This is a genomic window from Rhodococcus sp. 05-2255-3B1, assembly GCF_002258545.1.
In the GTDB taxonomy this organism is placed as follows: domain Bacteria; phylum Actinomycetota; class Actinomycetes; order Mycobacteriales; family Mycobacteriaceae; genus Rhodococcoides.
The window spans coordinates 68,499-83,966 of the sequence record NZ_NOZC01000003.1; the positions used below are offsets into that span (position 1 = coordinate 68,499).

Genomic DNA, 15,468 nt, shown 5'->3' on the forward strand with positions numbered 1-15,468 from the left:
GTCGATACGGTGCTCATCGGGCGATGGATCGCTATCCTGGACGAAGTGAATGCAACTCCTGTGTCCGCAGTCCTGTACGAGCAGCTGACTTCTCTGCTCGAGGGCAGGACGGTCACCGTCGTGAGCGGCGCAGGCATGTCCACCGACTCCGGCATTCCCGATTACCGCGGTCCGCAGTCACCCCCGCGTAACCCGATGACATTCCAGCAGTTCATCGGTGACGCCGAATTTCGTCGGCACTACTGGGCACGCAACCACGTCGGGTGGCGACACATGGATGCCGCGGTACCCAACGACGGGCACCGAGCACTCGCCCGACTCGAACGGGCCGGCGTCGTCACCGGCATCATCACCCAGAACGTCGACATGCTGCACACCAAGGCGGGCAGCCGGAACGTCATCGACCTGCACGGCGTCTACGCCCGCGTTCGCTGCCTGAACTGCGAGCGATTGATCTCGCGTTTCGAACTGGCCCGGCGACTCGATCGTGCCAATCCGGGTTTCCTCGAGTCGGTTGCACCCGCAAACGGCGTCGAGATCGCGCCCGATGCCGACGCGATCATCTCCTCGACCGCGCACTTCAGAATGGTCGACTGCGAATCATGTTCGGGCATACTGAAACCCGACATCGTCTACTTCGGTGAGAGTGTTCCCAAGCCGCGTGTCGCCGAGGCATACGATCTGGTCGACCGAAGCGATGCGTTGTTGGTGCTCGGATCCTCGCTGACCGTGATGTCCGGCCTGCGGTTCGTCAGGCACGCGTCCAAGAAGTCGAAGCCGATCGTCATAGTCAACCGCGGTACCACCCGCGGCGACGAATTCGCTTCTCTCACAGTCCATGCCGGTTGCTCTGAGGTGGCGACCGCGCTGGCCGACGACCTCGATCAGGCAGGAACCAGATCGTCGGCATGAACCACAGGTCGTTGTAGCTCCGCGGCCAACTCCCCTGTGGACCGCCCGAGCATTCCGGCCAGCTCCGCCGAGTCGTACGCGACGACCCCGCGAGCCACCAGGACGCCGCCGTGGTCGACCAACGAGACCACATCGCCGCCGTGGAAGGATCCCGTCACCGACGTGATACCGGCGGACAGCAACGACCGTCGCCGATCCACCACTGCACGCACCGCCCCCGCGTCGAGGTGGAGTTCTCCCGCGGCATCCGCGGCATGACGGACCCAGAACTTGCGGGCCGACAACCGCGTCGGCCGAGCAGCGAAGGCGGTACCCACCGCGGACGTCGTCAGTGCGTGTGCCGCATCGGATGCCGCAGCCAGCAGCACCGGAACACCGGCATCGGCTGCGAGACGCGCAGCGGACAGCTTGGACGCCATTCCGCCGGTGCCGAGCGCTCCCCCGGAACCGGCGACGACGCCGTCGAGATCCTCGGGGCTGGTCACCTCCGGGATCAGCGTCGCCTCGCCCTTGCGAGGATCACCGTCGTACAACCCGTCCACGTCCGAGAGCAGGAACAGCGCGTCCGCTCCGACGAGGTGGGCGACCAGGGCAGCCAGGCGATCGTTGTCGCCGAACCTGATCTCCGCGGTGGCGACCGTGTCGTTCTCGTTGACGATGGCCACGGCACCGAGCGAGCGCAGCCGATCCAGGGTGCGCTGAGCATTGCGATGGTTGGTTCGCCGCGCGATGTCCTCGGCCGTCAGCAGAACCTGTCCGACCGTGCGTCCGTACCGGTGGAACGACGAGCTCCACGCATGAACCAGAGCGAGCTGTCCGACGCTCGCCGCAGCCTGCTTGGTCGCCAGGTCTCGTGGACGCTTGGTCAGGCCCAGCGGTGCCATCCCTGCGCCGATCGCGCCGGAGGACACGACCACCACGTCCGTGCCGCTGCGCATCCGAGATTCGATGGCGTCGGCGAGCAGATCGAGTCGGCCCAGATCCAGACCGGTGTCGAGGCTGGTGAGAGCCGAGGAACCGATCTTGACCACGATGCGCTTGGCATCGGCGATCGTGCGACGGGTATCGGTGAGAGCCTCTGCGAGCGAATCGGATTCACGCACCGCCACCACGGCTACTCCTGTTCGGTATCGAGCCCGCGACGAACCTGGCGGGCATGCTTGCGTTCGGATGCGCCGATGCGCTCGACCTGATCCAGGCGGGCATCGGTGCCACGGCCGGTCATCGTGATCTCGACACCGGCCGGGGTCTGCGGCTCCCAATCGAACGAGACGTCGCCGATGGTGACCGAAGCACCGGGCTGAGCGCCGGCCTTGATGAGTGCGTCCTCGACGCCGAGCCGCGCGAGACGGTCGGCGAGGTAGCCGACGGCCTCGTCGTTGGTGAACTGCGTCTGGCGTACCCACCGCTCCGGTCGGGTACCGCGAACGATGAAGCCGTCCGGGATGTCCGGATCCTTCACCACCTTGAAGCTGTCGTCGTTCTTGGCGACCGGACGCAGCACCTGACGCCGCGGCTCGGGAGCCGGATGCGCAGTGCGGTACTCCTCGACCAGCTTCGCCAACGCGAACGTCAGCGGCTTGAGACCGGCACGCGTCACCGCGGAGATGGTGAACACGGGCCACCCACGCAACTCGAACTCGGCGGTGACCATCTCGGCGAGTTCGGCACCCTCGGGAATGTCTGCCTTGTTCAGTACGACGATGCGGGGCCGATCGGCGAGATCACCGAGGCTGGCATCACCGGACAGAGCCGGCTTGTAGGCCGCCAACTCGGCTTCGAGGGCGTCGACGTCGGAGATCGGATCGCGACCCGGATCCAGTGTGGCGCAATCGACTACGTGTGCGAGCACAGCGCATCGCTCGAGGTGCCGCAGGAAGTCCAGTCCGAGACCGCGGCCCTGACTCGCGCCGGGGATCAGCCCGGGGACGTCGGCGACGGTGAACGTGGTGTCTCCACTGGATACGACACCGAGGTTGGGCACCAGTGTGGTGAACGGGTAGTCGGCGATCTTCGGCTTCGCGGCGGAGAGCACCGAAACCAGCGAGGACTTACCGGCCGACGGAAAACCGACGAGGCCCACATCGGCGACGGACTTGAGTTCGAGGACGAGTTCGCGCTCGACGCCCTCTTCGCCGAGCAGTGCGAATCCGGGGGCACGTCGAGCCTTCGATGCGAGAGCTGCGTTGCCGAGTCCACCGCGGCCGCCCGGAGCGGCGTCGAAACGTGTTCCCTCGCCGATCATGTCGGCGAGGACGTTGCCCTTCTTGTCGAGCACGACGGTGCCGTCGGGAACCTTGAGGATCAGGTCCTCGCCGTTGGCACCCTCGCGGTTGCCGCCCATGCCCTGAGTTCCGTTGCCTGCCTTGGCATGGCTGGAGAAGTGGAAGTCGAGCAGAGTGTGGACGTTGCTGTCGACGACGAACACGACTCCGCCGCCCTGTCCTCCGTTGCCACCGTCGGGGCCACCGAGAGGCTTGAACTTCTCGCGGTGAACCGAAGAGCAGCCGTTGCCACCTTTGCCGGCGCTGACGTGCAGCACCACGCGGTCGATGAATCGTGACATAGCTGTCTTCGATCCTTTCGTGAAAGAAAAAGCGGGAGAAAAAAGCGATAGGGGCGGACCGGTCTCATGACCCTGGTCCGCCCCTATCGGGAGCTGTGAACGTACGCCGTGGATGGTCGACTCGAGCAGTTGCCCGGTCGCGTCGGCCATCGTGGGCGCGAGCGCTGCAGAAGGACTAGGCCTCTACAGCGACCGGAACGATGTTCACGGTCTTGCGACCGCGCTTGGCACCGAATTCGACTGCGCCCGGGGCGAGTGCGAACAGGGTGTCGTCGCCGCCACGGCCGACGTTGACGCCGGGGTGGAAGTGCGTGCCGCGCTGACGAACCAGGATCTCGCCTGCGCCTACGGTCTGGCCGCCGAAACGCTTGACGCCGAGGCGCTGAGCGTTCGAGTCGCGACCGTTACGGGAGCTCGATGCGCCCTTCTTGTGTGCCATGTTGCATACCCTCCTCGGGGTGAATCAGCTTGGGAGAACGCGGGTCCGAAGGGACCTGGTCACTTGATGCCGGTGACCTTGAGGACAGTGAGCTTCTGCCTGTGTCCCTGACGCTTGTGGTATCCGGTCTTGTTCTTGAACTTGTGGATGCGGATCTTCGGGCCCTTGGTGTGCTCGACGATCTCACCGGCGACCGAGATCTTCGCCAGCTTGTCTGCATCGGTGGTCAGGTCGGATCCGTCTACGACGAGGACCGGAGCAAGCGAGACAGCAGTGCCGGGCGCTCCCTCGATCTTCTCGACCTTGACGAGGTCACCAACAGCGACCTTGTACTGCTTTCCGCCGGTCTTGACGATCGCGTACGTTGCCATCGGAGGGCTACCCCTTGCTTCTTCGAACTTGCTCGCATTGCGCATGGCAACACGACTGGTCTGGTAAAACGTGTTTGCTTGCTCCCTATCGGCCGGTCGGGATGACGATCATTCCGACCCGCTCGAGAACCGTTGTTTCCTACAGCACCACTACGGCACGGCAGAACGGTGTCACCGGGAGCGACTTATCAAGGTTACGGCAGGGAGACGGCCAGGGTCAAACTGCCCTGCTCTGCTAGGCATCGACGTCCACCGGAGGACCTGCAGGCCGCGCTGCTGCGCGCCGTCTGCGAGGACGTGCGGCAGGCACCTCGACGGGCTCCGTTGGCTGCTCGGCCGCCGCAGTGAGCGGTGCCGACGGCTCGTCGGGTGCCGTCCCGGCCTGGTCGGAAGACGTGGCGTCCCCCGAGTCGTCCGTGGCGGGTACGACGATGACCATGCCCGCGTCGGGTGCTGTGCCGGTCGGCGCGGCAGCCTTGCGGGCCACCCGCCGTCCGCGTCGAGCCTTGGCAGCCACCGGAGCCGACGGCTCGTCGGCCGCAGTCTCGGCGGGCGTGTCGACTTCGGTGGCCTCGGTCTCGGCGTCGGCGACCGACGCGGCCGCAACGTCCACGTCGTCGGCGGAGACCACGGTCACCACTGCGTCGCCGCCGGCAGCTTCGGCCGGTGCCGGTGTCTCGACATCGGCCGGGCTGACGTCGGCGACCACGTCGTCGTGATGCGCGGCCATGGCCAGCGCCACCGGGTGCGCTCGTTTGATCGACGGATCGACCACCGGGTGCTCGTGACCGTCTCCCGTGCCTGCCCGATCGTTCGAGGACGCCCGGTCGCCACCGTCCGACCGATCGTTGCCGTCGGCCTTGTTGTCCTTGCCGCGTCGACGCCTGCTGCTCGTTCCCGAGTTGCTGCTGTCGGACCGCGACGAATTCGACCGTCCGCCGTCGTTGTCCGGCTTTGCATCGACGGGGAACGGGTGCACGACGATGCCGCGACCCTGGCAGTGCTCGCATGTGGTGGAGAACGCCTCGACGAGCCCCGTACCGAGCTTCTTACGGGTCATCTGAACCAGTCCGAGCGAGGTCACCTCGGACACCTGATGGCGAGTCCGGTCGCGTCCGAGGGACTCGGTGAGCCGCCGCAGTACGAGATCGCGGTTGGACTCGAGCACCATGTCGATGAAGTCGACGACGATCATGCCGCCGATGTCTCGCAGACGCATCTGGCGAACGACTTCCTCGGCCGCCTCGATGTTGTTGCGGGTGACGGTCTCTTCGAGGTTGCCGCCGGAGCCGGTGAACTTGCCGGTGTTGACGTCGACGACGGTCATCGCCTCGGTGCGATCGATCACCAGGGTGCCGCCCGAGGGCAGCCAGACCTTGCGATCGAGAGCCTTGGCCAGCTGCTCGTCGATGCGGTGCGCAGCGAAGACGTCGACCGAACTGCCGTCCGCCTCGTAGCGGTGCAGCCGCTCCATCATGTCCGGGGCCACGGTCTCGACGTAGTTGGACGTCGTCGTCCATGCCTTGTCGCCCTCGATGACGAGCTTGGAGAAGTCCTCGTTGAACAGGTCTCGGATGACCTTGACCAGCATGTCGGGCTCTTCGTACAACGTCTGCGGTTGCACGCCCTTGCCGGTTTCGGCGTTGGCCGAGCGTTCTTCGATGCTGGCCCACTGCGCCTGCAGGCGAGTCACGTCACGTGCGAGCTCTTCTTCGCTGACGCCCTCCGCTGCGGTGCGGATGATGACGCCTGCCTCGGGAGGCACGATGTCGCGGAGGATCTCCTTGAGCCGCTTGCGCTCGGTATCGGGCAGCTTGCGGCTGATACCGGTGGAGCTTCCACCTGGCACGTAGACGAGGAAGCGACCGGCGAGCGAGAGCTGCGTCGTTAGGCGAGCACCCTTGTGCCCCACCGGGTCCTTGCTGACCTGCACGAGAACCTGATCGCCCGGCTTGAGGGCCTGCTCGATCTTGCGCGCGCTCCCGCCGAGACCGGCAGCGTCCCAGTTGACCTCGCCTGCGTACAGCACACCGTTACGGCCTCGGCCGATGTCGATGAACGCTGCTTCCATACTGGGCAGCACGTTCTGGACGCGGCCCAGGTACACGTTGCCGACCATCGACGCGGTGGCACTGCTGGTGACGAAATGCTCGACGAGCACGCCGTCTTCGAGCACGGCAACCTGTGTGGTCAGCGGATGATCCGGTGTCGCCTTCTCGCGCACGACCATGACGCGGTCGACGGATTCGCGGCGCGCCAGGAACTCGGACTCGGTGAGGATCGGCGGACGACGACGGCCGGCATCGCGCCCGTCGCGGCGGCGCTGACGCTTGGCCTCGAGGCGCGTCGAACCCGTGATTCCCTGAACCTCGTCCCGGGGTGCGCGACTCTTGTTGCGTGGCTCACGCTCGTGCACGACGGTGTTGGGCGGATCGTCCTCGGACGTCGCGCCTTCGGCAGCGGCCTCGGCTCCGGTCTTGCGCCTGCGACGGCGACGGCGACGGCGGCTGGAGCCGTCTCCGTCCGAACCACCGTTGTCGGAGTCGTCGTAGTTGTCCTGGGCTCCGGAATCGGACTCGTCGTCGCCGTCCTCGGCCGAGGAGTCCGCGGTGCGCGCGTCGTCGGAGGAGTCGGTCGAATCGGAGTTCTGACGGTCGGAGGAACGGCTGCGAGTACGTGACCGACGCGAGCGTCGTCCCGAGTTCGACTGCTGCCCGTCACCTGCCGAGGACTCGTCCGAGTCCGCGTCGTCGCTCGACTCCGCGTCGGTCGAATCGGTGGTGTCGGTGCTGTCGGTGTCCCCGTCGGAATCGTCGTCCGAGTTCTCGTCGGTCGACTCGTCCGAGGACTGCTCGCCGCGACCGCGTCCGCGACCACGACGGCCGCGCCGGCGACGTCGAGGCTGAGACTGATCGTCGTCGCCGTCACCGTCGGTCGAGCTCTCGGCTTCGGCCGACTCGCCGGCCTCGGAGGAGGACCGGTCGGTCTCGACGGCGGAGACCTCGGATGCACCGGTCTCCGGCATCACTGCGGACTCGCTGCTGTCGGTAGTGGCACTGCTCTCGGCGTTCGCAGCCTCGTGCTTGGGGGCGGCCTTGCGGCTGCGGCGACGGCGAGCCGGAGGCTCGGCCGGTGACTCCGTCGATTCCGTCGATTCCGTCGCCGGAGCATCGACAGCGGCGGGCTGCAGGAACAGAGGGGTGGCGAACGTCGTCGCTGTGGGCTGGTCGGTCGTTGCCGCGGGCGCGGCGGCCTTCGACTCAGGAGCCGGCGCACTGGTGAACAGCTGCGGCTCGGACCACGGAACCTCGTCTGTGGGCGCATCGGCGGCAGGCACATCGACAGCAGGCAAATCGACGTCGGGCACCGGAGTCGGCTCGGCAGTCGAGGAATCGAGAGTTGCTGCTGTGGGGCCGTTGACCGAATCACGAACGGACTCGGCGACGTCACGGCTCAGGCTCGACTGAGCACTGCGCGCTTCGATGCCGAGCTCACCGAGGGTGACGAGCAGCTGCTTGCTGGTGACGCCCAGGATCTTCGCCAATGCGTGCACGCGCAGCCTGGTCGGCAGCTCGATGGTGTCGGGTTGCGCCGACGACACCGCGTCGGTTTCCACAGGCGACACCGGGCCGGGGGCCTCCGTACGTCCTGTGTTTTCGTTCTGTACATCTTCGGGCGGGCTTTGATCGGCCACGTAGTCTCCTCGGGCCCCCGGGCGCGTCCATCCGACTTCGGGTGTGACGCGGCCACGCGAGGGCAATCCTTGTGTACTCACGTCGGGTTGGACGTCAGCTGTTCGGTCTCGCTCCGCACCCGAGCCGATGACCACTTCGTAGTTCTCGGTGGTCGACGACAGCGTGTGCAGTGCCTGGCTGGATGGTGGTGTACCGGCGATCCGAGCGCCTGATCATCAAGCAAGAACGCGAACGAGCCTGTCTCTCGTTCGAGCATCTGCGATGACGGGCAGCGGATAGACGACAGTCATCCGATCGAATCCATCACACCGGTCTAGCGAACTTCCGTGAAGCCTGCGCTTCGGGTGGAGCGTGAAACCTGTACGTACTGGTGCAGTGGAGTCGATCTGTTGTCGAGTATCCCACACGCTGTGATGCGTACTCGCCACGCCGCACCGATCGGGTTTCCGACGGGTGCGGCGTGGCTGACGAACGTTGCTGTTTCTGTCGACGGCAGAACGGTCAGGCGAGGCCGGGGAACCAGAGTGCGATCTCGCGCTCGGCCGATTCCACGGAATCCGATCCGTGTACCAGGTTCTGCTGACCGTCCAGGGCGAGGTCACCGCGGATGGTCCCGGGAACCGCCTTGGCCACGGGGTCGGTGCCGCCTGCGATCTGACGGAAGGCCGCGATGGCGCGGGGGCCTTCGAGAACTGCGGCCACGACCGGTCCGGACGTGATGAACTCGAGGAGTTCGGGGAAGAACGGCTTGCTCTCGTGCTCCGCGTAGTGAGCCGAGGCCAATTCGCGGGAGACGGTCTTGAGCTCGAGTGCGACGATGCTCAGACCCTTCCTCTCCACGCGGCCGAGGATCTCTCCTACGTAACGCCGGGCAACTCCGTCGGGCTTGATCAGTACAAGGGTGCGGTCGGTCACGAAAGACGACAGTAATGGAACCCGGAGATGCAGCGCGCGCCGCATCGCCGAAACCGACGGGTTTCCCCGATCAGTCGCGCTGCCCCGGCAACATTCCTCGTCGGATCCGCTCGGTGATGTCACGGCGCAGGTACAGCAGATACAGCCAGACCGCGATGAAGATCAGGCCGACGGCACCGATGGAGAGGTGGAACACCGCCCCGGCCACGACGAACAGCTGGAGAATCAGGTTGAGCTTCATCGCCCACGGCTCCCCCTGCTTGCCCGCCGCCAGGACCATCACGACGGCCAACGCCACGATGTAGGTCGTCGAGAACCAGGTCGCGCCGCCGCCGAGGGTCGCCACCACCGGCAGCGCGAGCAGCGTCACGATGGCTTCGAGCACGAGGGTGCCCGCCGCGACACCGCGGAACCCCTTCCACGGGTCGTTCGTGGGTGGTCTGAACTCTGTTTCGCTCACGCGGGGTCCTTTCCGAACAGAGTGCGAGCTGCACCGACGGTCACCACGGATCCGGTCACCACGACTCCGGCACCGGACACGGCCTCCCCCGGCTCGGCGACCTCCTCGGCCAGCCCGATCGCCGTTTCCAGGGCATCGGGCAGTGTCGACGCCACCACGACGCGTTCGTCACCGAACTTGGCCACCGCGATGTCGGCCAACGCGTCCACGTCCATCGCCCGCGCCGACCCGTTGTGGGTGACGACGATGTCGTCGAACACCGGTTCCAGTGCGTCGAGAATCGCTCCGACGTCCTTGTCCGCCATGACGCTGACGACGCCGACGAGTTTGCGGAAGTCGAATTCGTCGGTGAGGGCGGCGGCGAGCGCTGCCGCCCCGTGCGGGTTGTGCGCGGCGTCGAGGAACACGGTCGGGGCATTGCGAACCCGCTCGAGCCGACCCGGATTGACGATCGTCGCGAACGCGCCGCGCACGGTGTCCTGATCGAGTTGGCGATCCGGACCGGCACCGAAGAACGCCTCGACCGCCGCGAGTGCGAGCGAGGCATTGTGCGCCTGATGCTCGCCGTGCAACGGCAGGAAAACGTCGGTGTACACCCCGCCGAGCCCCTGCAGTTCCAGTTGCTGGCCTCCCACGGCGATCTGCCTGCCGAGCACGGTGAATTCCGATCCGGCCCGCGCCACCGCGGCATCCGCCTGCACCGCCGCCCGCAGCAGCACCTCGGAGACCTCTGGTTGCTGCTTCGCCAGAATCGCGACGGTGTCGCGCGGCACGAGCGATTCCGGGGCCTTCTTGATGATCCCCGCCTTCTCGCCTGCGATCCCGGCGAGGTCGTCGCCGAGGAACTCGACGTGATCGAGGCCGATCGGGGTGATGACGGCGACCTCGCCGTCGACGACGTTGGTGGCGTCCCAACGCCCACCGAGTCCGACCTCGATGACGGCGACCTCGACCGGGGCCTCGGCGAACGCAGCGAACGCCATGGCCGTGACCACCTCGAACTTGCTCATTCGGGGTCCGCCCGCAGCCTCGGACTGCGCGTCGATCATCTCGACGAACGGTGCGATCTCGTTGTAGGTGTCGACGTAGAGCCGCGGAGAGATGGGCCGCCCGTCGATGCTGATCCGCTCGGTCGCCATCTGCAGGTGCGGACTGGTGGTTCGGCCCGTGCGTCGGTGGAAGGCAGTGAGCAGTGCATCGATCATGCGAGTCACCGAGGTCTTGCCGTTGGTGCCGGCGACGTGAATCGACGGGTACGCCTTCTGCGGCGACCCGAGCAGATCCATCAGCGCCGAGATCCGAGCCGTCGACGGCTCTATCTTGGTTTCGGGCCAACGCTTGTCGAGCTCGGCCTCCACGAGGGCGAGCTCGGCCAGATCAACCGGGCTCGGCGGAGGTAGCGGCAGGGCGGCGTCGGGTTCGGTCACTTAGGTTCCCATCGATTCGAGCCGCGCCGAGATGCGTGCGATCTCTTCGCCCGCGATCGTCTGGCGTGTTCTGATCTTGTCCACCACCGCATCCGGTGCCTTCGCGAGGAACGCTTCGTTGCCGAGCTTGCCGGTGGTCTGCGCCAGTTCCTTCTCCGCAGCGGCCAGATCCTTCACCAGGCGGGCCCGTTCGGCGACGAGGTCGACGGTGCCCGAGGTGTCGAGTTCGACGACCACGGTGGCCTTGCTCAGGCGCACCTCCACCGAGGCCGTGGCCGCGAAGTCCTCGGCGGGCTCGGTCAGTCGAGCCAGTGCGGTGACCGCCGAAATCTGCCCGTCCAGATCGGAGTCGGGGACTCCGACGATGCGGGCCGCCACCTTCTGGGACGGCTTGAGTCCCTGATCGCTGCGGAATCGGCGAATTTCGGTGATGAGCCGCTGCATGTCCTCGATGCGTTGTGCCGCAACAGGATCCAACGACTCGGTGGCGGCAGTGGGCCACGCCGCGATCACCAGCGACTCGCCGCCGGTGAGCACCTTCCACAGCGTTTCGGTGACGAACGGAATCACCGGATGCAGCAACCGAAGCAGGGCGTCGAGGACGTTACCGAGAACTCCGCGCGTGGTGGCGGCGATGGCGTCGTCGGCGAACTGAACCTTGGCGATCTCGAGGTACCAGTCGCAGACCTCGTCCCAGGCGAAGTGATAGAGCGCCTCGCAGGCCTTGCTGAACTCGTACCGATCGAACGCCGAATCCACCTCTGCCCGAACCTGTTCGAGCCGGTCGAGTATCCATCGGTCGGCGTCGGTCAACTCGACGCGCCGAGGCAGATCTGCCGGTGCCGCGCCGTTCATCAGAGCGAACTTGGTGGCGTTGAACAACTTGTTGGCGAAGTTGCGCGACGACTGGGCGTGGTCTTCGCCCACGGACATGTCGGCTCCGGGGTTCGCGCCGCGAGCGAGCGTGAAGCGCAGCGCGTCGGCACCGAAACGGTCGACCCAGTCGAGGGGGTCGATGCCGTTGCCCCGCGACTTCGACATCTTCTTGCCGAACTGGTCCCGAATCAGGCCGTGCAGAAACACATCTCGGAACGGAACCTGCGGCCCCGACTTGCCCGCGGTGATCGCGTCGTCCGCTCCGACGTAGGTGCCGAACATCATCATGCGGGCGACCCAGAAGAACAGGATGTCGTATCCGGTGACGAGAACACCGGTGGGATAGAACTTCTCGAGATCCGCCGTGGCGTCGGGCCACCCCATCGTCGAGAACGGCCACAGCCCGGACGAGAACCAGGTGTCGAGAACGTCGGGATCCTGCTCCCAGCCCTCGGGCGGCGTCTCCCCCGGTCCGAGGCAGACGGTCTCGCCGTCGGGTCCGTACCAGATCGGAATCCGATGACCCCACCACAGCTGACGCGAGATGCACCAGTCGTGCATGTTGTCGACCCAGGCGAACCAGCGCGGTTCCTGACTCTTCGGGTGAATGACGGTGTCGCCGTTGCGCACTGCGTCACCGGCCGCCTTCGCCAGGGTGTCGACCTTGACCCACCACTGCAGCGACAGGCGCGGCTCGATCGGCTCGCCACTGCGCTCGGAGTGGCCGACACTGTGCAGATAGGGACGCTTCTCGGCGACGACGCGGCCCTGCTCGGCCAGTGCTTCACGAACCTTCACGCGCGCCTCGAAACGGTCCATGCCGTCGAACTGCGTTCCGGTGTCGGCGATCCGACCTGCCTTGTCCATGATCGAGGGCATCGGCAACGAGTGCCGCACACCCATCTCGAAGTCGTTGGGGTCGTGAGCCGGGGTGATCTTCACGGCACCGGTGCCGAACTCGGGATCGACGTAGTCGTCGGCGATGATCGGGATCTGCCGCCCTGTGAACGGGTGCTCGAGGGTGGTGCCGACGAGAGCCTTGTACCGCTCGTCGTCGGGGTGAACCGCAACTGCGGTGTCGCCGAGCATCGTTTCGACTCGGGTGGTCGCGACGACGACATGCGGCTCGGAATCGTCGAGCGAGCCGTATCGCAGCGAGACGAGTTCGCCCTCGACGTCCTCGAACTTGACCTCGATGTCGGAGATGGCGGTCTGCAGCACAGGAGACCAGTTGACCAGTCGCTCGGCGCGATAGATCAGACCGTCGTCGAACATCCGCTTGAACATGGTCTGCACGGCCTCGGACAGGCCGTCGTCCATGGTGAATCGCTCTCGGCTCCAGTCCACACCGTCGCCGATGCGTCGCATCTGCCCACCGATGGTTCCGCCCGATTCACGCTTCCAGTCCCAGACCTTGTCGATGAACAGCTCGCGGCCGAACTCTTCCTTGGTCTTTCCGTCGGCGGCGAGCTGCTTTTCCACGACGGTCTGGGTGGCGATACCCGCGTGGTCCATGCCCGGCAACCACAGCACCTCGTACCCGAGCATCCGCTTGCGACGGCTCAGCGCGTCCATCAACGTGTGGTCGAGAGCGTGACCCATGTGCAGGCTGCCCGTGACGTTGGGTGGGGGCAGCACGATGGAGTAGGGCGGCTTGCCGCTGGTGGCGTCGGCTTCGAAGTACCCGGCGTCGACCCAGGACCGGTACAGCTCCGCCTCGACCGCACTGGGATCCCAGCTCTTGGGCAGGTCGATCGAATCGGCGGGGTTCTCTGAGTGCTCTGGCGCTGAACTGGTCACCGGTCGATTCTAGTGGCCGAGGATTCGAGGCATCGACACCCTCTCGCCCAGCACGTGCTGCGCCAGGAATGCCAGCACCACCTCGTACCAGACCTTGGCGTGTTGGGGACTCAGAATCCAGTGGTTCTCGGCCGGGAAGTAGAGAAAACGATGGTCGGTGTTGCCCTCGTCGTCGGCGGGCAGGCCGGATTCGCTGAGCAGTTCGTACCACAGCCGCAGGCCCTCGCCGATCGGCACTCGATAGTCCTTGTCGCCGTGGATGACCAGCATCGGCGTGGCGATGTCCGCGACGAACAGGTGTGGGGAGTTCTCCACCGCCATCTCCGGAGACATCTCGCGAGCCCAGTAGTACGGGGCATCGGTGGTCGGCCCGAACTGATCGAGCGCCCACAGGCTCGCGTGGGTGACGATGGCGTCGAACCGGTCGGTGTGCCCGGCGATCCAGTTGGCCATGTAGCCGCCGAAGGATCCGCCCATCGCCGCGGTGCGGGTGTCGTCGATGTGCGGTAGCGCGGCTGCGACATCGGTCAACGCCATCAGATCGGTGAACGGAGCCTTTCCCCACGCACCCCAGCCGCGCTGCACGAACTCCTGGCCGTACCCGGTGGACAGAGCCGGATCGGGCAGCAGCACCGCGTACCCACGGGCGACCATCAGCCAGGGATTCCACCGCCACGACCAGGTGTTCCACGAGCTCAGCGGACCACCGTGCACCCACAGCAGCAGCGGTGCGGGTGCCGCGTCCGAGGCCCCATCGGGCAGTGCCAGCCAACCGCGCACCCGGGCTCCGTCGTCGACGACGGTGTCGATCTCGGTGAGAGTTCCGGGCAACGGACTGCGGTCGATGGAGGTGTCGAGGTCCACAACGGTGCCGTCGGACAGATCGATCGACACCGGATGCGGGGCGGCCAGATAGGACGCGGCGAGTGCGAGCACCCTGGTTCCGTCCGAGGACACGTGAACGTGAGTGTAGGCGTCGTCGGTGTTCGTCAGCCGACGCGGCTCAGCGCCCTCGCGGACGACGAAGATCGGCGACCGGCCGTCGTCGTCCGCGGTCACCAGTACCCCCGACCCGTCCGGCAACCACACCGGGTCGATCGGCCATCGATCCCAGCCGGGCGCGACATCGACGACGGAAGCAGTCCCGAAGTCGTAGCGCTGCAGCGTCATTCGAGGCGCATCCTCGGGAGTGGAGAGCGATTCACGCACGAACACCACGGACGCACCGTCGGGCGAGATCGCCGGCGCGCCCAGATCGGCATCGACGTCGTCGACGATCGTGCTGCGCTCCCCCGTCGCGGTGTCGATGCGCACCAGCACCGTCCGCACGGTCGCCAGAGCGCCGGGTACGGCCCAGGTGGACACGACGAACGCACCGTCGGCACTGATGTCGAACGCCGCCTCGTGCAGAGCTCCCGCCGCATCCGAGGTCAGATCACGAAACACCGTCGTACCGTCGGTCGATCCGGCGAACAGATGCGGGGTGGCAGGACCGAGGTCGTGATCCCAGAAACGCACCGGAACCCCGGTGTGCAGAATTGCATCCACCTTGTTCGCCTTGCGCTCGGTGCGCAGGGCATTGTCGTCCTCATCGGTGCGCGACGATCCGAACACCGGCGAGAACCCGACCAGCGCGTGTCCGGAACGGGCGCTTCGGATTTCGCTCAGACCGGCCGACCGAGTCTCGAGCACTCGCGCCTCACCGCCCGAGGCAGGAAGAATCCACAACCGGGCCGGATCGTCCTTGCTCGATCGGCGGGAGAACAACAAGTCGCCGGCCGGGGTGAACACCGGAGCGCTCTCGCCCCACTCGCCGTGCGTGAGGCGTCGGGCCGACGAACCACCGTCGACATCGATCTCCCACAACGACGTTCGATACTCGGTCCGCGAATCGTCCAGTGCGGCAACCACGATCACCGCCCGCGAGAAATCGTGCGATGCCGCCAGGCCTGTGACCCGACGGGCTCCGATGTACTCGTCGACGTCGTCGTACATGCTCATCCAGCG

11 protein-coding genes are annotated in these 15,468 nt (G+C 66.3%); 1 reads left to right on the forward strand and 10 read right to left on the reverse strand.

Going from position 1 to position 15,468, the window contains the following annotated elements:
* Positions 1-45 precede the first annotated feature (45 nt).
* Positions 46-912 (forward strand): Sir2 family NAD-dependent protein deacetylase, encoded by an 867-nt coding sequence (locus tag CH249_RS00890; protein ID WP_373453495.1) that lies wholly within the window; start codon positions 46-48, stop codon positions 910-912.
* Here CH249_RS00890 and proB read toward each other — a convergent pair.
* The 10 genes from proB to CH249_RS00940 form a co-directional block, all read right to left on the reverse strand.
* Positions 885-2,024, reverse strand: coding sequence for a glutamate 5-kinase (gene proB, locus CH249_RS00895; RefSeq protein ID WP_179272914.1), 1,140 nt, complete (start codon positions 2,022-2,024; stop codon positions 885-887). The genes CH249_RS00890 and proB overlap by 28 nt on opposite strands.
* Before the next feature lie 2 nt (positions 2,025-2,026).
* Complete coding sequence (obgE, locus tag CH249_RS00900) at positions 2,027-3,478, reverse strand: GTPase ObgE (RefSeq protein WP_094682563.1); 1,452 nt, start codon at positions 3,476-3,478, stop codon at positions 2,027-2,029.
* A gap of 175 nt (positions 3,479-3,653) precedes the next feature.
* The gene (gene rpmA / locus CH249_RS00905; RefSeq protein ID WP_032379202.1) at positions 3,654-3,917 is read right to left on the reverse strand and encodes a 50S ribosomal protein L27; all 264 of its coding nucleotides are present in this window, start codon (positions 3,915-3,917) and stop codon (positions 3,654-3,656) included.
* A gap of 59 nt (positions 3,918-3,976) precedes the next feature.
* Complete coding sequence (gene rplU / locus CH249_RS00910) at positions 3,977-4,288, reverse strand: 50S ribosomal protein L21 (protein ID WP_032394581.1); 312 nt, start codon at positions 4,286-4,288, stop codon at positions 3,977-3,979.
* A 235-nt stretch (positions 4,289-4,523) separates the two neighbouring features.
* The gene (locus CH249_RS00915; RefSeq protein WP_094682707.1) at positions 4,524-7,982 is read right to left on the reverse strand and encodes a translation initiation factor IF-2 N-terminal domain-containing protein; all 3,459 of its coding nucleotides are present in this window, start codon (positions 7,980-7,982) and stop codon (positions 4,524-4,526) included.
* A 502-nt stretch (positions 7,983-8,484) separates the two neighbouring features.
* On the reverse strand, positions 8,485-8,898 hold the full coding sequence (gene ndk, locus CH249_RS00920) for a nucleoside-diphosphate kinase (RefSeq protein ID WP_094647785.1): 414 nt from the start codon (positions 8,896-8,898) through the stop codon (positions 8,485-8,487).
* 70 nt (positions 8,899-8,968) lie between these two features.
* A complete protein-coding gene (locus CH249_RS00925) occupies positions 8,969-9,358 on the reverse strand; it encodes a DUF4233 domain-containing protein (protein WP_032394583.1) in 390 nt (129 codons plus the stop codon).
* Positions 9,355-10,785 (reverse strand): folylpolyglutamate synthase/dihydrofolate synthase family protein, encoded by a 1,431-nt coding sequence (locus CH249_RS00930; RefSeq protein WP_045194613.1) that lies wholly within the window; start codon positions 10,783-10,785, stop codon positions 9,355-9,357. The genes CH249_RS00925 and CH249_RS00930 overlap by 4 nt, the downstream gene beginning before the upstream one ends.
* Complete coding sequence (locus CH249_RS00935) at positions 10,786-13,461, reverse strand: valine--tRNA ligase (protein ID WP_032394584.1); 2,676 nt, start codon at positions 13,459-13,461, stop codon at positions 10,786-10,788.
* Between the two features lie 9 nt (positions 13,462-13,470).
* Positions 13,471-15,462, reverse strand: coding sequence for an alpha/beta fold hydrolase (locus CH249_RS00940; RefSeq protein WP_094682564.1), 1,992 nt, complete (start codon positions 15,460-15,462; stop codon positions 13,471-13,473).
* Between the last annotated feature and the right edge of the window lie 6 nt (positions 15,463-15,468).